Consider the following 19819-nt stretch of genomic DNA (forward strand, 5'->3'; position numbering starts at 1 on the left):
TCACTTGGAGGCCAGCCGTTCAGCAAGTATTTCCACCAGGCGAGACACGGAGCTGATATCGGTATGGCTGTACGCTGATAAATTGACAGCGAATCGCTTTTCAATTGCGTAGGTGAGCTTCAGTACGTCCAGCGAGTCGAGCCCCAGCTCTTCGATGCTCAGTTGCGTATCCAGCTCAGTGATATCCAGTTCCAGCGTGCTGGCGAGCAACTCCAGCACCAGGGTTTGCAGCGATTCAGTCGACATACGGGGACTCTCGGGATCAGTGTTCAGTGCGCAAGGCACGTTGAGTGAATTCAGCATCCGAGATGCCAGGGTTGATGCTCACTTTCTCGACAATCATCCGCGTGCTCTTATTGGCTGCCAGATTGTGCATGGTCTGGGCCGTAGGCCTGCTGAATCCGTCAACAACTTGCAAGCCGTCGCTTTTAAGCTGTTTGACCAGCACCCCCTGGCGGTCAAAGTAATCCACCTGCACCGGGTAGCGGCTCTTCTCTTCCAGGTAATAGACCTTGCGTGAATAGCCGGAAATATCTGCCTCTTCGCTACGCGCCTTCGCTTCAATCTGCCGGCATGCCGGCCAACTGAGGCAGGGCTGGGAGGTCGCGAGGCTAGTGAACGTGTAGTTCAGCAGCTTGTAGTCCTCAAAGTCTTCATAGGTGAAGTCTGTACCCATGAACCAGTTCTGCTTTTGAGAACCGGCCAGTCGTCTCAAGCTTTTGGTCGAAGGGGTATAAGACCAGATGTCGTTCGCGGCTTTTCCACTGTCCTCGATTAACAGCGCAACATTCTTGACGGCCGCGGGCGCGGTGAACCGTACCAGGGTGCCCATACGGTCGCTCATACGCTTGTCCAAGCGACTCAGTTGGCGTGTAAAGGTCAGCCGCTCGCCCTCAAACAGCTCCATGCGATAGTCGACTTTTTCGTCCTGTGCCTTCATGCGGCGATCAGAATCCTGCATGACCGCCAGCGCATCGTCGGCGAAGGCTGGCCATGTGCAAAGCATTAAAAGAGGCAAGGCTGTTAGCAGTTTGCTGTTCATCCAAAATTCCTGAGTTTGAGCGTGTCTACCGCGGGAATACGCAATACATGACGAATGGCAGGCATTGCTGCGAATGGAATAATCACCAAGGCGGGCAGGATGACTCTCCAGAAATCACTGGAGGCGGGGTCGGTATTGATCTTGAACCAGACGTCCGTCAGGCGATGATTGAGGACGCCTCCGAGACCATAGCCCAGCGGGATGGACACCACGCCAGCAAGCAGCGCAACGCTGAAGGTTTCGCAAAGCATGATGAGCGACACACTTCGGTCGCTGAAACCGAGAATTCTCAACACGCCATATTCGCCGCGACGCCCCACGATGCTGAAGTTCATGCTGGTCACCGCAAACAGCAGTGCAATCGCAATACTCATCAACGCCGAGATGTGAATGATCACCCAGATATGCGAACTGATCTCCAGGATGGAGGCGACTATGTTCTGCTTGGACGTAACCCGTACCACGCCTGCCAACTCATAGATTCTCGCATCGTCCAGGCCACTGCTCCCCGCATCCACCAGGTACGCGCCGGTAAACTGCTCATCCAGTGACAGCATTTGCTGAGCGAAGCGGCGCGTCGTAATCACTTCACCCGGCAGCGCCCCGGAAAACACCCCGACGACCTTGGCTGGATAGACGTTTCCTCGCACTTTTAGATTCAAACGGTCACCTGGGTGGACGTCATGGGCGATGGCGATGCGGCGCTCAATAACCAGCGCGTCAAGATCGCCGTCCAACAACATCCGGCCTTCCATCAGGTTTACGTGACGCACGCTGTCTGCCGGCTCGATACCCAGGAGACTGGCGTTATCCAGCTGCCCTTCGCCCAGAACCTGCGCCCCGCCCTTGACGAACGTCGACCAGCGACTGCCTGACGCCAGGCCTTCGAGACGGCCGATATCTTCATCCCACCAGGGCACATCCAGATCGACCACGCGACTCCAGTTGTCGCGCTCCACGTTGCTGATCGCGGTTCGCTCCATGGACGTCAGGGAAATATAGAAGGCAATGGTGATTGCGATACTCGCCGACATTGCCAGCACCGTGACCAGGCTGATGCGCCAGCTGCGCAGCAAGTTGCGCAACGAATAACGAAACCAGAACGGTCCTCCGATATGACGCAGGCAGGCGACCATGCGCAGCGCAAACGCTTGCTCCTGACCTGCGCCAACGTCACGCAGGGCGTCCATCGGCGTGATGCGAATGATCGAGCGCATCGGCAAGTACATGCCCAGGGCGACGGTGCAGCACAGCAATAATCCGGCTCGCCATAGATAAGCTGGCTTGAACATCAACTGTGGCTCGGGCATGCCGATGGCGCGTGCATAGTTCCAGCCGAATGCATACATATCAAACAGCGCCAGGCCGCAACCCAGCACCAAAGCGAGCACAATCAGCATCAGCGCAGGCAGGCTGTAAGCGCAAACGACCTGTCGACGCGTATAGCCCAGCGTGAGAAACATCGCGATCAATGGGCGTTCTTCCTTGGCCCATTGGAACATGAGGAAAAACACCACCAGGGTCGATGACAGCGCAAAAATCAGCACAACCGTCGGCAGGAAAACCTTGAAGGTATTGAGGTCCAACTCGAGGAACTTTTGGCTGAACTGCTCCTGGCGCGGCAGCACGTAATCGACGGCCAGACGCGACTGCGCTCGCGCGGTAATGCGCTGCTTGACCTCATTCATCGACGCATGCGGCGACACGCTGAACAATAAGCTGTTGCTGGCTGAAAAACCCAACTGCTGGCGCATGAGCCCCTGGTCAGCAAACAACACACACAGGGAACCGTTGCTGGGCACGTACACACTGGGGTTCAGCGGCGCGACCAGATACTCCGGGCTTTCAACGATGCCGATAACCTCCACCGGATACCTGGCAGCGCCGGCAATAAAATCAAAACGGTCACCCACGCCCTTCCCATGGAATTTCGCACAGTTACGCTCAAGGGCAATCCCTGCAACGTCCGCTGCATTCGGCAGGCGACCTTGCAAGACCTTCAGTCGATTGACCGCCGAGAAATCCGCTGCGTCGGCACTCACCATCAATCCTGCGACCGGCTGATTACCGCCCAAAGGCGCCAACCCTGGCATCAGTAAGCGGTGATGGGTCGCGGTTACGCCGGCAATGTCATCAAATGCCGGGAGGTTGATCAGATCGTCCGGCGCAAAGATGACTTCCAGATCGGCCATCGATGCGTGGGACTGAATGTCCTCCACCGTATCGAACAGACTGTCGATCGCCGAATAGGCACCCACCAGCACACCAAAGGTCGAGGCACAGATCAGTGCGATGGTCAGCAAGCGATAGCGAATGACCAGAACCGAGCGAAGCACATGCCGCATCAGCATGTTCATGGTTCGGCCCTGTGCAGGTTGCCGGAGCGCATCTCGTAGACGTCATCGGCGTGCTGCCCAAGTGCGGGGTTGTGCGTGACGATGACCACCGTGACCTGCTTCTCTTCCTGCATCTGACGCAGCAGTTCGAAAACACGCATGCCTGTCTCTTCGTCAAGACTGCCGGTGGGCTCGTCCGCGAGAATCAACTGAGGCTCCTTGATAAGCGCTCGCGCAATAGCGACCCGCTGTTGCTGGCCGCCGGAGAGTTTTGAAGGGAATTTTTCGGCGTGTTCGTGCAGACCAACTTTGCGCAAATATTCCTGCGCGCGCGCATGATCCTGCAAAGTGACTGAGCGGATCGGTTCAAGCCCAGTCAGCACGTTTTCCTTCACCGTCAACGTCGGGATCAAGTTGTGAAACTGGAAGATGAACCCTACCCGCTCTGCCCTGAAACGCGTCAATGCCTTGAAGTCCATGGCGTTCAGGCGTGCGTCTGCGACCTGGACCAGCCCCTCATCCACACGATCCAAACCGCCCAGCACGTTGAGCAGCGTGGTTTTGCCCGAGCCTGATACACCTCTGATCACCGTCATGCTGGCGCGAGGTATCGTCAGGTTGATGTCATTGAGCACTAAACTGCGCCCGTCGCCGCTTGGGTAGAATTTTTTCAGCCCCACAAGAGAAATCAAGGGATTATCCATTTCGATTACAGCTCCAGTTCAACCCGGGGTTTGGTCTAGATTGAGTCCGAAAACACCGTAGCGCTTGGTCCGACGCATTCCGACATTACGTGCAAGTACGTAGCTGGAAGGATTGCGGTCGTCGATCCACATGGTGTCAACACGTTGAAAGCGCGGTTCGGCGTAACGCACGATCTCATCGCCGATCAACCGGCCTAGACCACTTCCCTGGACGGATGGGTCGGCACCGATAAGTGCGATGACACCACCGGTGACGCCGCGCTTGTAACGATTTAGCTTGAACAGGTCGAACAGACCGAAATGCCCCTTGAGCCGACTCAAGATCTGGTTGAGGTCCGGCAAAACCAGGAAAAATGCTACGGCCCGGCCGTCCAACTCAATAAGCTTGATGCCTTCCAGATCGATAAACGTCTTCACACTATCGATCTGGAATTTGAAACTGGCCTTGGAGATCGGCGCGACCTCATAGTTCTCGGCAAATGCACTGTTGAACAAACAGCGGATCTCCTCCAGATTCGAACGCAAGTCAGCCCGCGTAGCACTGCGCACACTGAACTGGCTACCTGGCAATACTTTTTCACTGCGGCTGGCCTTGCGTCGCGCACGGTACTGCTCCACGTCAACCCCATACGTGCTGAAGGTGAAAGCCAGATCGAAACCCGCCTGCTTGAGAGCGTCGGCGTACCAAAGCGGGTTATAGGTTTGCAGCAACGTGGGAGGCCGGCCGTCGATGTTCTCGAGTAACAACGCAGCATCCTGTGTCGAGGTATAACTGTAAGGCCCCAGTAACCTCGATTTGCCACGCGCTCTCGCCCATTTACCGACCGCATCGAATAATGCCCGCGTGACGGCGGGGTCTGGCGCGACTTCAAAAAAACCGAAAAAAACGTGCTCATGACCAAAGCGCAGGTTGTATGCCGCGTGAATACATACGCTGACTCGACCCTGGGCCTGACCTTGATCATCCAGCGCCAGAAAATGCTCAATCTGCGCTTCGCGAAAGAAGGGGTTATGTCGTGGTGACAATATCCGTTTCATGTCGCTGCGTAAGGGCGCAACCCAGTGCTGGTCGTCGGCGTACAGACGAAAAGGCAGGTCGATAAACTGCCTTAACCGCTTTGCCGTATCCACTGCTTCGACAGTAATCATGAGAGGTCCAAAAGCTGTTGCATGTTGCGGTGACGTGCTTCAAATATCCGGTCCATATAGGCGTCGACAAATAACCACTCAAACAGCGCACCGCCTATTGCGTGATAAGTCACTCGATCCGTATACAGCGTCCCCCCGGCAGCGGATTCAACGCGATGCTCATGCCGGAACGCACTCAGGGGCCCCTTGATCATTTCATCAATGAAATACTCGTTGTCTTTGACTTCGCGGATGCCAACGGTCCAATTGGCAGGGATAAACCCGAACATCCAATGCCGGAAACGGAATTGACGCCCTTGCTCGATCCGCAGGTCAGCAATATCTATGTTTCCAAGTGGGGTGACGCGCTCCGGGAAGATCTTCGGGAAGTTCACACCTTCCATGCAGAAGTCGAATACCTCGGCACAGCTACGCCCCTTGATGAGGGTGGTTTTTTCCAATACGGGCATACTCGGATCCTCTCTTAGATGGTTTCGACAGCGGTAGCGGTGCTGAATCGTTCGGCGTATCTGCGCCACTGATCGGGATCGAGGGCTTTATCAAAACTGCGAAATCCAGCCAGCATGAAACCGTGGCGCACGGACAACGATTGAACCAATTCAAGGTCATCATTGCTGAGGTCCAGACCAAGGCTCGTGTGGCAGGAGATACCTTCGAGGGCGAGCATCATGGTTTCGGCCATGCAGGCGTATGCGAGGTCTTGCGGGATACCGTAACGTGACCCCAAGCGTGCTTCTCCGGGCATTTCGACAATGCCACCGTCAAGCACCAGCACGTCCGGCCGGCGACTTGAGATATCCTGGCTGACATTGGCAGGTCGGGAGATGTCACACAGGATGGCACCTTCGGCGATGTCATCGGCGCTGATAAAACGCTCGGCGCTGTTAGTCGCAATCAGTACCAAGTCAGCGTCGGCCAACGAAAGGTTGATGTCGTTACTCCAGCGCAGCGCGGTACGCTCACCGTTTTCAGTCAACAACAAGGCTGCGAGATCCGCGCTATCGTGTTCGTTCAAACGCTCAGCGATTCCGGCAAGTACGCTGCCGGGCGCCGGCACGCCCTGGGTGCAGAAGCTCACCAACTGAGTAATGACAGAGGCAAAGCGCGGCGTGTTGAACCGTGCACTCATCGGGTTACCCACCAGGGTGACCTGTCCGGCCTGCATCGCAATCAACCGCGCGATGGCCGAGCCTATGCTTCCGGTGGCACCAATAACCGCAACGCGCATGTCCTGCATACGGCGCCCTGTCATTTCAACTGCGCGGCACGATGCCTCGACCGCTGTAAGCAGCGTGTAACTGTTACCCGTCGTCAGGGCCACGCCTTTATCCAACAAACGCAAGCCACCACCGGTCACGATTGAGGTATGCCCTCCTAGCCCGACCAACGTTGCACCGCGTTGCTTGGCCATGTCGATGGCCTGGCCGATCAGTTCACAGGATTCCTCAATGGGCATCGCCGCAAACTGCGCCGCGGAGCGTGGCACCATGATCAGATCACCGGTCACTCTGCGACCGGTGGCAGGCGATGTAAGCTCGACCGTAGAGACGAAAAATGGGTCCATCAACGGATTCAAGCGCTCTTCAAGCATGCGCAACGACTGTTGAGAATAATGACTCAGGCTTTCATCGAATTCGGCATAGTTCGAGAGCTCCAGGGGATGCAGAACAAATGCAAAATGGTTATCAGGCACTGCCTCGGTAAAGCTGATCTGATGCAGCGGCGCTGGCGGTGGTCCCGACGAGCAGGGCTGAGCATCAAGCAGATGCGCAAGTAATGTGCCCGTACGCCCCTCCTCCACCCATTGCAGCGTGCGAGCCAACGCCTGGATAAACACTTCACACTCGGCTCGCCCGGCAATGAGGGGAGGCTCGACACGCATCACGTTCGCGCCGTTGAGGGTCGGTGCAACGCGTACACCTTCAACATTGAGCAGGTAGCTTGCGAGAATGGGAACAAGGCTTTCCTGCTCCCCCATGATGCCGGTGAAGCCGCCGTAGAATTGCGGATAGTGACTGCGATCAAGATCAAACTCGATGCCGATCAGGTAGCCCGCACCGCGTACTTCCTTGATGAACGAGGCGTGTCTTGCCGCCAGCTCGTTGAGCTGTTCCAGCAGGTAGCGTCCGTTATCTCGCACGCTGTCCAGCAGGTCTTGACGTTCGTCCAGTAGATCCAGCACTTTCAGCCCGATGCGGCAGGCCAGTGTGTTCCCGCCGAAAGTAGATGAGTGCTTGTTCTGGAAGTCTTCGCTGTACGCGTTCTTGCTGATCAGGCAGGCACCGATCGGCATGACCCCGCCGCCCAGGGCTTTCGCCAGCAGCAGGCAGTCCGCTTGCACCCCCGCACTGGCGAACATCTGCCCGGTGCGTCCCAGTCCGGTTTGAACCTCATCGATAATCAACAGGGTGCCGCTGCGATCACAGGCGGCCCTGATTTGCTGCAGGTACTCGGGCGGCGGCAGATTGATTCCACCCTCGCCCTGTACCGGTTCAATGATTACTGCAGCGTAGGCGTCAGGGTGGCGCTGTAATTGGTCTTCAAGGGCCTGAATGTCGCCATAGTCAACAAAATCAAAACCAGGCAACGGCGCTTGGAAACCTTCCTGATATTTATCCGAGCCTGTCGCTGAGAGCGCTCCGAGCGTCTTGCCATGGAAGCTCTGGTGGGTCGACAAAATGCGCTTGCGGCCTGTCTTGATAAGGCAGGCTTTAAGTGCCGCCTCTACCGTTTCAGCGCCACTGTTTTGAAAGGTCACGCTTCGGTAATCGCCTGGCGCGATTGCTAATAGACGTTGTGCCAGCAACCCACTTGCCGCCAGGGAGGATGGCTGCACAAAGATCGGTTCCCGACTCAGTTGAAAGCTGGCCAGTTCGGCCAGCAACGCGTCCGGACTATGGCCGAATGGCAGCGCACCGTACGCACCGAGAAAATCCAGGTAAGCCCGTCCTTGTGCGTCATAGAGGTAGCAGCCCTCGCCGCGTACAAACGTTTTGTCGAGCCCTACCCGACGAATCAATTCGCCGACCGCAGGATTCACATGCTGCTCAAATGGACTGATTTGCTGCCAACGGCTCATGAAAGATTCTCTGTGCTGTAGGGTGACGAAACGGGCGATAGCCGACCCGCTGTCTGTCGATAAAGATCCGCCGCCACACCCTCGGCCACCATGATTCGTTCATGGGCTGGTCTCAAAGAGTGATAGGGCAATGCCGGAAAAAGATGATGCATGGCGTGATAGCGTTGGCTCAGGGGCTCAAGCAGTTCCAGCCAACTTCCCTGGCGATCATGGGTCGACGAATCGGCCAATTGCCATTGAAGTGATACCGGTTCACCGCTGGAGGCATACCGATGCGCCAGGTATGTACGGAACATGTTGATGAACAACACACCATAAATGACGGCAAGGAACAGGCCGACACGCGACCACGGCAACATCTCTGAGCCTGCTGCAGCGATCAGCCCCCACGCATAAAGGCTGGTCGCTATCTCCAGCAGGTAGTTGTAGCCGCGCGCGCTGCGAAAACGCGTCGCCGAGTTTCGGTAGGCGGCATGTAAGGTGACCGCACTGTATCGCTCGATGACCCGCCGACGCAGCGGCGCAATGCACCAAGAGGCCGGGCCAAGTATTGCAAAACGTACCAACAGCAATAGCGGCGTAAAAAGCGTACCGACCAATAAGGTGATCACACTGCGGCCAAACTGCTGCTCAAAGGGCAGGTACTCCGGATCCTGGCGAGTGCCGTAGCGCCCGAGGGTATGGTGGTCGATATGGCTCAAATATAAAAACGATGGCAACAGCAGTGGGATACCACACGCCAGGTTCCACATCAGGTTGAACCCGGGCACAGCGCGGCGCGGCATATGGCTCAGCTCATGAATGAACATGGCCGACCGGTAAAGCGTGAACACCGCCGTGCCATACCATAACGGCCAAGTCACAGAACCGGCGCCTTCCAGCATGGACAGTGCGACCCAGAACAATCCGATGCTCAACCCGAAGTCCAAGCGATAGCGCCATGCATGATGGCGTCGCAAGTCCTCGATCAATGGGCGCAACTCGTCCACGAAGGTACGCCCGTCCAGGTTTGCGACAGGCTTCACCGACGTTTCCAAATGACACCATCCAGGTAGAAGTGATGCAGAACGATGATCAGCGGTACCAGCCCTACGGAAGGCATCTCCAGGCTGAGCACCAACAGACTGGCCAGCCCCAGCGTACTGAACCAGATCCACGGTTTAGCCCCCATCCGCTTGACCCAACCATGTGCAACACCCAAGGCGCCTGTGACGGCTGGCTGGGTTTCAGTTCGGCGCAGTCCAGCCATTACGGTAGACGTGCACACCAAGTGGTATTGCAGCGCGTGGATGCTGGTACCGATCAAAATAAGCGCGTACAGATCGCTCACCAGCAGGTAAGCGGCGTTATACAGCCCCAGCGAAACCGCCAGCATGACCAGTACGAAGCGCGGCAAGCCTTCTTGATGACGCTGCTGTCGCCGCTCGGCAACCAGGAATTGAAGCGTCGTGCCTGCGAATACAGCGTATGCCAACCAGGCCCAGAACGGCGCGAGTGCCGGCGTTGGAATTGAGATGTTCGCAAACGGCAGCGTCTGCTCAAACAGTTCGTAGTTTCCAAAATGAAAACCACCGTGAGTGATGCGATAAATCAGCGGCGCAGCAAACCCGGCCAAAACCATGTTGCGAATCGGCAAAGTGGAATGTTTATACCCGGCCTTCTTCGCATAAAGTGCCGCCACACCAAAATGCTGTTTACACACATGATAGGGCTGCCAATAAACCCAGATCGCCACAAGCCAAGGTAGAGCATTCAGGCTGTAGAGGGCGACGCACAAGACACTGATAACAACTAATCCCGCCCAGAATTGCACTTTGTGCCGCTGATACTCCAGCGGCTCAGCGAACAATCGAACGTGCGTATGCAGCACATGGGGAATATCTAGGAACAGCGCAAACAACAACGCGCCCACCAGAAACGCCGGTCCCTGCATAATAGCCAGTAACAGCGCGACCGAAATCAATGGGCCTCCAACCAGAATAGCCAGCGTGTCGACCTTGGCACTGACGAACCACGGCATTTTTACAGACGTATTAGTGGACATTGACGCCCCCCTTATACCGCCGCGGAAAACGCGAGTGTGTTAGCACGCTCAAGTATCATCGCCAACTCATGAAGCGTTGTCGCCGCATCAACTTGGTCGGCAGGCAAGCTCAGCGATAAGCGACCTTTCAACTCGGAGAGCAGCGTTAGTTGCCCCATTGAGTCCAAGCCCAAATCCAACAACGTATCGTTAGCCTTTATCGCGGAACCGCTCAAATGAGCCGGTAGAATCCCCTGTATTGAAAGGCTTTTTATCGTCTGGCAAATAACATCAAACACAAGTGCTCCTTGCACGTATGCAATCCGTGCTGTTGTAAAAGATGATTAAGCGGAAACGCGGTCAGTATTGACGGCAGCAGAACTCAAACGGTTACTCAAATACAGTCGACTTAATGCCTGACGCTGGATTTTCCCACTTGTGGTTTTAGGGAATTCCGAGCGGCGGATCAGCAGCACTTCATCCACTTGGACGCCGGCTTGGCGTACAACGATCTGCGCCACTTCGCGACGCAACTCCGCGGGATCCCGAGTGCCAAGAGCATTACTCGCCATGACCACTACAACGCATTCCTTTGAACGCTGAATGTCGATGCAGGAAAAGGCAGCGACAGAACCGGCAGCTAAATTGAAGGCACTTTCCAGCGCCCATTCAATAATGTGCGGATTGACGTTGACGCCTGCACGCGTAATCAGGTCCTTGCTGCGCCCGGTAATGAACACTTCATCGTTCAGCAGAAAGCCCAGATCACCCGTGTCATACCAATCTTTTGCTTGGGGTCGCACTGGATCCATTTTCAAGTAACGGCGAATGATACTGTCGCCCCTGATCTGCAGCCGGCCAAGCTGGCCCTGCGTCAAACAAATCTGGTGTTCATCTACGACTCGAAATTCGGTTTCACCGACTGCCGTGCCATTTCCTAGATAAGGTGCAGAGCCGGGAGTGCCAGGCGCTTGCTCTTTGACCAGCATTGAGCTGTGCAGGCTCTGAGTGTCCAACCAGCGAACGCGCATACCTTGTCCAGGTGCGTTGAGTGAAACCGCAACCACTGCTTCCGCCATACCGTACGCCGGTTGCAATACACCCACTTGCAGGCCATGAACTGCGAAGGCAATTTCAAACTGACGGAGGTGGTCATAAAACACTGGCTCGGCACCCACCCAGGCATAGCGCCAATGGGACAAGTCCAGTTCACCTTCGCGCACGCGTCCGGCGAGGCGGCTGAGCAAGGCAAATGCAGAAGTTGGCGCTGGTGACAAGGTACCCTTGAAGCGAGACAGTGCCTGCAGCCAAGCCATGGGCTGTCGAGAAAACTCGTGAGTCGGCATCAGCACCAGATCGATAGAACACCACCAGGCCAGCGTCAATGCGGAAAGCCCCATGTCGTGGTGAAGCGGTAACCAACTGACCATCCGGTCGGTCGTGTCGACGTTTACACGCTCGGCAATTGCCTGACAATTGGAACTGAGCATCGACTGACTGATGCACACCGCTTTAGGCATTCCGGTACTGCCAGATGTGAACTGTAAAATCGCCAAGTCTTCAGGGCGGCTCAAGGCTGGCTCATCGACGTAATCGGCTATCGCGCTCATCTGCTTGAGCAACTCGTCATCCGTCAGGGCGACGTCTGACCATGAGCCCGGCAACTTCGTCGCTATCGCCCCGCAGGTCATTATCAACGCAGGTTCAATCAACTCCAGCATTGCGGTCAACCCGCTGCCATCACGCATTGTCGTATGAGTTAAATCGTGCGGCAGAAGCGCGATTGCCAATCTTTCGGCCCACGCGGCGAGCACCACGGTCAGCACCTCCATGCTCGAAGGCATGCAGATCGCTACGACCTGCCCCGGTTCAAGGGCACGTTGGCGGAGTACCTGACGCGCCTGATAAACCTTCGACTTGAGGTCCAACTGCGTCAGGCAAACGGTAGAATCATGATCAAGAACCGTTGTGAGACGGTCCGGTGGGCACAACAGGAATTTTTCTATGAGGCACAGGCGGGCATGTGCAACTAATCCATTAGTCATCGCGTTCAGTCCTTGAAACATCTTGCAAAGACTAAATATTGTCCAACAATCTGTCAATATGGCTCTTTGATATTAATCAGCCAATAAAACGACGAAAGCGTAAATTTTGTAGCGAATCAAAATTATCATATTGATTTGTATAGATTTTTTAATTACTTGCCGGAATCTTCCGCGACATCAGTGGCGCAACCGGGAACATCAATGTGGCAAGGAGCACCGTTTCTCGATCGGTACTGACTCCGACACAGGCCTCCATCCTTGGTTTTGCCGAGGGAAACGGCCGGGTAGAACGCAACGTGGCCTTACGCGCCACAGTTGTATCGAGTGTGAATCAAGATCTGTGTGGAAGGTGGCGTTGTCGCTGCTCCCTCAACCGCTCCTCGTATCCAGCGCACCGCTGCGGCAGTCTCGCCAACGAAATCATGAGAGATAACATAATCCATGACGCCGGACTCAAGCATCGCCCGCGTATGAACGGTAAGTTCATGGCCGACGAAAATAGGCCGATCCTCAGCCGCAATGGTATCTATCGCTTGAGCAACGCCCCGATTGGCTCCGGCCACGTTGTAGATGGCTGCCGGGTAGTCGTGCTTGGAAAAATAACGCGTCAATTGTTCAGTCGTGGTCTGAGGGCGATCGTCGGACATCACTCGTTCGTCGATTTTCAGATACGGAAACTCGGAACGGAGCACCCTGCGAAACCCCATCTCCCGCTCTTGCTGACAGCGAAACGGCACACTGGTCACTAACAGAATTTTTGCCGGTTCCTTGGGTAACGCATTGCCTATCAGTAACCCGGCGACACTGCCCGCCGCATATTGATCGTTGCCTACATAAGCGCTTCGCCCGGAATTAGGCAGGTCGGTGGTCAGGCAAACGACTGGTATACCTAGGCTGCACAGTTTGCGAATCGCTCGATTGATCGCCGGATGCTCGCGCGATACCACGATCACACCATCCGCCGAGGCGCCCTGTGCCTGAACCTGATCAGCAAAAGTGGCGGGATCGACCTGGTTAGTCGGTTCATAGTAGCCATGCACCACGACGCCCGGTGTCGAAGCGTTCACCAATGCCTCGGCGTCGGCCAACGTTGCATTGAAGGTTTCGCCCGAATCGCAAAAGAGCTTGATCTGCAACGTTGCCATGCCGTCAGCCAAGTCTTTCCTTAGCTTATCCAGCGCAGCCAGGACTTTCAGACGGGTGTTTTCCCGAACGCCGGGACGGTTGTTCAGCACACGATCGACGGTCGCAGGCCCGACCCTCGCCACCTTGGCGACCTTTTGAACGGTGGGGCCCTTCCATAAGCGCGCTGATGTTTGCGTGGTCATATGGCACGCCCTCTTTTGATGTTATTTACACCATATAAACATTCCCGATGGTCGGCTTCAAGAGCAATGAAAAACGGTACTGCACTCTTGAATTTGAGGTTTTTCACATCATAAACCGCCTATGGTGCTCCTTGATGCTTGCTTTTTCGGCGCTAATAATCGAGGCATAACAAACACAACAAACCGCCAGGATAGCCCCATGAATAACTCGCCTCATCGGTTGGTTTCGACCGCCACGGCCAAGCCGCTCGTGGCCCACCTTTCACCTCCCTTCTCAGTCAACGTGCTCGCGAGTTCGACGTTGCGTAGATGACTTTCGCCCATTGATAGGTAGTTGAATATGAGCATACGAATCGCCGTTATCGGCGCGGGAATTATGGGGGAGGATCACGCCCGCATCATTGCCCAGGACCTTCCGGGAGCCACTTTGCATGTGGTGTGTGATGCGTCGCCAGAGCGAGCGAAGCTGATAGCTGACCGTTATGGAGCCGCTGACGTTTCCACTGACCCACTGTTCACGCTTTCAAGGTCCGATGTCGATGCAATCATCATCGCCAGCCCGGACGAAAGCCATGCGGTCCTGACCATGGCAGCCATTGATGCAGGGAAGCCCGCACTGTGTGAAAAACCGTTGTCTCAAAGCCCGGACCAGTGCCTGGCGGTCATCGACAAAGAGGCCTCCCGGGGTCGCCAATTCGTGCAACTGGGCTTCATGCGCCGGTTTGACCCTTCGTACAGGGAAATGAAAAGTGCCTTGAGCGACGGCCTGATAGGTCGGGCTGTGATGATGCACAACTTCCACCGCAACGTAGAAGCCCCCGCCAACTTCAGCGGGCAAATGGCGATCAGTAACTCCGCGCCGCATGAGTTCGATGCGGCACGTCACGTGCTCGATACTGAATACGTTGCCATTTCGGTGTTCCAACCCACCCACACGTCTAAGGACGGCGTCGGCGCCCCGGTATTCATGGTGCTGGAAACCCGGGAAGGCCATCTGGTGAACATCGAAATCAACAACAACGCCCATTACGGGTACGACGTCCGTGGCGAGTTGGTGGGCGAGTTGGGTTCCGTGCAACTGGCCACACCTGTACATGCTCGTTTCAACACCCGTCTTCAGGGTTTTGAAAGGTACGCTGCCGATTGGCGGCCGCGTTTCGCCGACGCCTACCGCCTGCAGAACAAAGCATTCGTGGAGTTCATCACCACAGGTAGTTTCCCTGTCCATGCCGCGAGTGCCTGGGACGGCTACTGCGCAGCCATTGTCGCTCAAGCCGGCATCGAGGCACTCCATCAGCGTCGCCGGGTAGTTTTGCCAACGCTGGAAGCACCGCTCCTCTACCGATCGCGAGAAGGAGCTACGTCATGAAGCTGGGATTCGTCACCGATAGCCTCGGCAACCTGCCCCTGCGGGAGATGCTCAAGCAGGCTGAACGGCTGGGAGTGTCGGGCCTGGAGATCAACACCGGCGGATGGTCGACCGCGCCGCACTTTGACTTGGCGCAGATGCTCGCCAGCGCCGATGACCGCAAGGCCCTCAAACGCAGCTTCCAGGAACACAGTCTGGAAATCATTTCCTTGAACGCCAACGGCAACCCTTTGCATCCCACGCAGCCTGCACAAGGCCAGTGTCTCAAGGACACGATACGCGTAGCCGGTGAGTTGGGAGTCAAGACCGTCTGCACCATGTCTGGCTTACCTGAAGGTCAGGCCGGCGACAAGATGCCGAACTGGGTGGTTGCCTCATGGCCTCCCGAAACCCAGGCAATGCTGCGCTATCAATGGGAAGAACGCCTGCTGCCCTTCTGGAGCGAGATAGCTGATCTGGCCAAGGAAAATGGTGTGGAACGCATCGCTTTGGAATTGCACGGTAACCAGTGCGTCTACAACGTCCGCTCGCTGCTGAAGCTACGCAACGCAATCGGACCGGTGATTGGCGCCAACCTTGATCCCTCGCATCTGTTCTGGATGGGCGCTGACCCGCTGGTCGCCGCCGAGGCACTGGGCGACGCCATTTACCATGTGCACGCCAAAGATACTTTGCTTAACGCGCCAGTCCAGGCCGTGGATTCACTCCTGGAAAATGGCTCGTTGATGGATATCTCATCCCGAAGCTGGTCCTACATCACGCTTGGATTCGGCCACGGTGAGCAATGGTGGCGGCAGTTCTGCTACCGCTTGAAGATGGCTGGCTACGATGGCTGGCTATCGATCGAGCATGAGGACGTTTTACTCAACAGCCTCGAGGGTTTGGAAAAGTCCGTAAGACTGCTACAGAGCGTCATGCCAGTAGCCACCAGCGATTTCAAACCCCAACCCATCTGAATCGCACCACGAGAAAAACCAATGTAATTGCATGTTGAAACGCTCACTGCGATGGCGAGTGAGCACTCCCATGAGTTTCAGTCAGGAATATCACAATGACAATTAATTCCTACGGAAATACGGCAGACACTTCAGCCACTTTTGTAAGTCCTGAAAAACACCAGGCACAGCGCTACCTGCAAAAAATCACTTGGATTGCCACGTTTGGCGGCCTGCTATTCGGCTTCGATACCGGCGTCATCAATGGCGCCTTGCTCTACATGAAAGATGACCTGGGCCTGACACCCTTCACGGAAGGTTTGGTTGCCAGCGCCCTATTGATCGGCGCAATGATGGGGGCGCTGTTCAGCGGTCGCCTATCGGACCTCAAGGGTCGCCGCCGTATCATTCTTTTCCTCGCCGTAGTGTTTTTTCTTGGCGCGTTGGCTTGTGCGCTGGCGCCCACCCTCAACGTCATGGTGGCGGCCCGCTTCACGCTGGGGTTAGCGGTGGGCGGCGCATCGGTCGTCGTGCCGGCGTATCTGGCGGAGATGGCCCCATCCAGCATCCGCGGTCGCATCATCACTCGCAACGAGCTGATGATCGTCACCGGGCAATTCCTGGCCTTCACCACCAACGCCACACTGGGCAATTTGTTTAGCGATCTCGACGGTGTTTGGAGATGGATGCTTGCCTTGGCAACCCTGCCAGCAGTGGCACTCTGGTTGGGAATGCTCTACATGCCGGAAAGCCCGCGCTGGCTAGCCACCAAAGGGCGCTTCAGAGAGGGCCTGGAGGTACTGAAACTGGTACGGGAGGAGTACTACGCCAAGGCTGAGATGGAGGCCATCACCCAGCAGATCAGCAACGAACGATTCATCAAAAAAGGTGGCTGGCGCGATCTGTCTCAAAAGGGCGCGCGACGAATCTTTTTGATTGGCATCGGTATCGCTGTTACGTCGCAGCTGACCGGAGTCAATTCAATCATGTACTTCGGCACCCAGATCCTCACAGAAGCAGGCCTGGAGCAACGTAGTGCACTGATCGCCAATGTCGTAAATGGCGTTATCTCGATTGGCGCAACGTTCGTGGGCATTGCGCTGCTGGACCGCGTGGGCCGTCGCCCAATGATGCTGCTCGGTTTCACGGGTACCACATTGTCTTTACTGTTGATTGGCCTGGTTTCAGTTTTTGTCGATCCCTCCGTTACCCGCGCCATGCTCATTCTCGGCGCCATGGCGATGTTCCTTGCCTCCATGCAAGGGCTGATCGGGCCTGCTTTTTGGGTACTTTTGGCGGAAATCTTCCCAATGCGCATCCGCGGCGGATGCATGGGTATGGCGATCGCAGCGTTCTGGTTGACCAACGTGATGATCGGCATGTTTTTTCCATCTTTGGTTGCGACGATCGGGATCGGCCAAACCTTCTTTGTGTTCGTGGGAGCAGGACTTCTATCTCTGACCTTCGTCGCGGTATGGGTACCGGAGACACGAGGCAGCACCCTCGAAGAGATTGAACAGCGGTTGTATGGTTAGGCGAGGATGAAGTCTCCCCTTAACTGCCGTTCCACCGCTTCCCTATTTCGCTCCATGTTTTTTGGGAAGCGGCTCTCCTCTGCTGATGGCTGTGCCCGAGTTCAGGCTGCTTTTAGCGGGAAGTGGTTTTCGTTCGGAGTTCACCTACGTCGTCACGGTGACAGATGCGTTATTCGAATTTGCGAGAACGTTATAGGGGCGGCTGGCCTGGTTCAGGCCGAGTTCTGCACATACACCCCCGCTTGTTCGATTGTAAATGTGCAGGGTGCAACCAATTTTACGAGTAATCATCTGTACGATGGCCAATCCCAAGCCCGCGCCATTGGCATTGCCTCGGCTGTAAAATCGCTCGAACAATCTGCCAAGCTCCCCTTCTGCTATTCCCGGCCCGGCGTCCTCCACCCTCAAGCTGGCCATGCCCGCCTCGTCCTTACGCACCACGACAGTCACCTCGCTGCCTGGGGAAGAAAAGTTGAGGGCATTGGTCACCAGATTCTGCATGGCAATGGCTAACGCTGTCGGCTCGGTTTCTACCCAACACTCTTCATCACACTCCAGCACCAATTCCACGCCCTTTTCCATGGCCAGTGGCGTGAGTTCGGCCAGTTCTTCGCGGACCAGCTCGGTGAGTTGCACGCGTTGATACATGGGGTTGTTCAATTGCGGTTCGATGCGGGCCATGGTGAGCAGTTGGCTGCCGATACGGGTGGCGCGGTCGACGCCATTGACCAGGAAATCCAATGCCTCGCGCCGCTGTTCTTCGGTGACGGCGCTTTGCGCGTTCTGGGCGTGGATGCGCAGGATTGCCAAGGGTGTACGCAGTTCGTGGGCGGCGTCGGCGATGAAGCGGCGCTCGCGCTCCAATAGATCATCCACCTGATCCAACAGGCGGTTGAGCGCGGTTTGCATGGGTTCCAGGTCGCTCGGCAGCGGCTTGAGGTGTAACGGCTGCAAAGAATCGGTGGTACGCCCGCGGATAAAACGGGCCATGGCGCGCAGGGGGTTGAGGCCCCAGCCGATGACCAGCCAGATCAATAATGCCAGCAGCGGAACACCGATCAGTGTGGGCCACAGCGTGTGGCGAACGATGCGCTGGATAAGGTCCTGGCGAATGTCGTCGCGCTCGCCCACCCATATCAACAGGCCCTGTTGCGGGTCAGCCAGGAGGAAGGCGCACCAGTCGTTGCCGTTGTCCACCAGGTCGTGGGAGCCAAGGGTGACGGGCGGCGCATCGAGGATCGGTGCTTCGGCGGAGCGCACCAGCAGTTGGCCGTCGGTGCGCCAGACTTGAAAGGTCAGGCGGGTTTCGTAGGGATGGGCTACGCCGTCTGCGCCGACACGGCTCATGGCCTGGTCGAAGGCTTGGTAGAGACGGTCCCAGTCGGCCTCGCCGGGGGCGCGTTGGTGCAGCACGCCTTGCAGCAGGCGGGCACTTTGAGCGAGTTGCGCGTCGTAGACCTCTTCGATTTCGTGGTGGCTGTCGCGCAGGACCAGCCAACTGATCAGGGCGTCACCCAGCAGGATCAGCACCAGCACCGGGACGAGGATGCGCGCGCGGACGGAAATCATGGTTTGAGCGCCAGTACGTAGCCGACACCACGAACGGTACGGATCAGTTCGGTGGAAATTTTTTTGCGCAGGTTATGGATCAGCACTTCGAGGGTATTGCTCTCGACGCGGTCCTGCCAGCCGTACAACGCCCGCGATAGCCGCTCGCGTGTCACCACTTTGCCGGGGCGCACCATCAACTGGTGCAGCAGTTGATATTCCATCAGTGTGACGATGATCTCCTCGTCCTGATAGCGAACCTGCTGGGTGGCTGGGTCAAGGCTGACGCCAGCATGCTCCAACAGCGGTTGTGCGCGCCCCTGGCTGCGGCGCAGTAACGCACGCACGCGGGCCTTGAGCTCCTCCACGTCGAACGGTTTGATCAGGTAATCGTCAGCGCCCGCATCCAATCCGGCGATACGCTCGGCGGTGCCGTCGCGTGCGGTGAGGATAAGCACTGGCAGGTCGTGCTGCTCGGCACGCAATTGCTGCAACAGATCGAGGCCATCCAGGCGCGGCAGGCCGAGGTCGAGCAGCAGCAGGTCGAAGCTTTCGCTGCGCAAGGCATGCAATGCGCCAAGGCCATCCTGCAGCCAGTCAAGGGTGTAGCCTTCGGCGCCCAATGCCACGCGAATCCCCTGGCCGAGGGCACGATCATCTTCGACGAGGAGTAGGCGCATCGCAAAATCTCTCTAGGAATCGGCGGCATCATGCCGGGTTCTATCG

General features: G+C 56.6%; 17 protein-coding genes. 3 read left to right on the forward strand and 14 right to left on the reverse strand.

Features of this window, described 5'->3' with window-relative positions:
- The 12 genes from AO356_RS27225 to AO356_RS27280 form a co-directional block, all read right to left on the reverse strand.
- A complete protein-coding gene (locus tag AO356_RS27225) occupies positions 1 to 246 on the reverse strand; it encodes an acyl carrier protein (RefSeq protein ID WP_060742439.1) in 246 nt (81 codons plus the stop codon).
- 16 nt (positions 247 to 262) lie between these two features.
- On the reverse strand, positions 263 to 1042 hold the full coding sequence (locus AO356_RS27230) for an outer membrane lipoprotein-sorting protein (protein ID WP_060742440.1): 780 nt from the start codon (positions 1040 to 1042) through the stop codon (positions 263 to 265).
- Complete coding sequence (locus AO356_RS27235) at positions 1039 to 3399, reverse strand: ABC transporter permease (RefSeq protein WP_081015435.1); 2361 nt, start codon at positions 3397 to 3399, stop codon at positions 1039 to 1041. The genes AO356_RS27230 and AO356_RS27235 overlap by 4 nt, the downstream gene beginning before the upstream one ends.
- Entirely contained in the window at positions 3396 to 4082 is a 687-nt protein-coding gene (locus AO356_RS27240; RefSeq protein ID WP_060742442.1) for an ABC transporter ATP-binding protein, read from the reverse strand. The genes AO356_RS27235 and AO356_RS27240 overlap by 4 nt, the downstream gene beginning before the upstream one ends.
- A gap of 18 nt (positions 4083 to 4100) precedes the next feature.
- Positions 4101 to 5231, reverse strand: coding sequence for a hypothetical protein (locus AO356_RS27245; RefSeq protein WP_060742443.1), 1131 nt, complete (start codon positions 5229 to 5231; stop codon positions 4101 to 4103).
- Complete coding sequence (locus tag AO356_RS27250; RefSeq protein ID WP_060742444.1) at positions 5228 to 5680, reverse strand: SRPBCC family protein; 453 nt, start codon at positions 5678 to 5680, stop codon at positions 5228 to 5230. The genes AO356_RS27245 and AO356_RS27250 overlap by 4 nt, the downstream gene beginning before the upstream one ends.
- 14 nt (positions 5681 to 5694) lie before the next feature.
- Positions 5695 to 8310 (reverse strand): aminotransferase class III-fold pyridoxal phosphate-dependent enzyme, encoded by a 2616-nt coding sequence (locus AO356_RS27255; protein WP_060742445.1) that lies wholly within the window; start codon positions 8308 to 8310, stop codon positions 5695 to 5697.
- On the reverse strand, positions 8307 to 9347 hold the full coding sequence (locus AO356_RS27260) for a fatty acid desaturase family protein (protein ID WP_092253593.1): 1041 nt from the start codon (positions 9345 to 9347) through the stop codon (positions 8307 to 8309). The genes AO356_RS27255 and AO356_RS27260 overlap by 4 nt, the downstream gene beginning before the upstream one ends.
- Positions 9332 to 10354, reverse strand: a complete 1023-nt coding sequence (locus AO356_RS27265; protein ID WP_060742447.1) for a hypothetical protein — start codon at positions 10352 to 10354, stop codon at positions 9332 to 9334. The genes AO356_RS27260 and AO356_RS27265 overlap by 16 nt, the downstream gene beginning before the upstream one ends.
- Positions 10355 to 10365: 11 nt before the next feature.
- Positions 10366 to 10632 carry an acyl carrier protein gene (locus AO356_RS27270; protein ID WP_060742448.1) on the reverse strand — a complete coding sequence of 89 codons (267 nt, stop codon included), beginning with the start codon at positions 10630 to 10632 and terminating at the stop codon, positions 10366 to 10368.
- A gap of 45 nt (positions 10633 to 10677) precedes the next feature.
- Positions 10678 to 12378, reverse strand: a complete 1701-nt coding sequence (locus tag AO356_RS27275; RefSeq protein WP_060742449.1) for an AMP-binding protein — start codon at positions 12376 to 12378, stop codon at positions 10678 to 10680.
- A gap of 302 nt (positions 12379 to 12680) precedes the next feature.
- Positions 12681 to 13706, reverse strand: a complete 1026-nt coding sequence (locus tag AO356_RS27280; protein ID WP_060742450.1) for a LacI family DNA-binding transcriptional regulator — start codon at positions 13704 to 13706, stop codon at positions 12681 to 12683.
- 340 nt (positions 13707 to 14046) lie between these two features.
- On the opposite strand from AO356_RS27280, the gene AO356_RS27285 reads away from it, so the two are divergent.
- From AO356_RS27285 to AO356_RS27295, 3 genes are all read left to right on the forward strand, one after another.
- Positions 14047 to 15075 (forward strand): Gfo/Idh/MocA family protein, encoded by a 1029-nt coding sequence (locus AO356_RS27285; RefSeq protein ID WP_060742451.1) that lies wholly within the window; start codon positions 14047 to 14049, stop codon positions 15073 to 15075.
- Positions 15072 to 16031 (forward strand): sugar phosphate isomerase/epimerase family protein, encoded by a 960-nt coding sequence (locus AO356_RS27290; protein WP_060742452.1) that lies wholly within the window; start codon positions 15072 to 15074, stop codon positions 16029 to 16031. The genes AO356_RS27285 and AO356_RS27290 overlap by 4 nt, the downstream gene beginning before the upstream one ends.
- Before the next feature lie 95 nt (positions 16032 to 16126).
- A complete protein-coding gene (locus tag AO356_RS27295) occupies positions 16127 to 17545 on the forward strand; it encodes a sugar porter family MFS transporter (RefSeq protein WP_060742453.1) in 1419 nt (472 codons plus the stop codon).
- 144 nt (positions 17546 to 17689) lie between these two features.
- Here AO356_RS27295 and AO356_RS27300 read toward each other — a convergent pair whose 3' ends face one another.
- Both AO356_RS27300 and AO356_RS27305 read right to left on the reverse strand, forming a co-directional pair.
- A complete protein-coding gene (locus AO356_RS27300) occupies positions 17690 to 19114 on the reverse strand; it encodes a sensor histidine kinase (RefSeq protein WP_060742454.1) in 1425 nt (474 codons plus the stop codon).
- Positions 19111 to 19773 carry a response regulator gene (locus tag AO356_RS27305; protein ID WP_060742455.1) on the reverse strand — a complete coding sequence of 221 codons (663 nt, stop codon included), beginning with the start codon at positions 19771 to 19773 and terminating at the stop codon, positions 19111 to 19113. The genes AO356_RS27300 and AO356_RS27305 overlap by 4 nt, the downstream gene beginning before the upstream one ends.
- Between the last annotated feature and the right edge of the window lie 46 nt (positions 19774 to 19819).

It is taken from the genome of Pseudomonas fluorescens, assembly GCF_001307275.1.
Lineage (GTDB): Bacteria > Pseudomonadota > Gammaproteobacteria > Pseudomonadales > Pseudomonadaceae > Aquipseudomonas > Aquipseudomonas fluorescens_AA.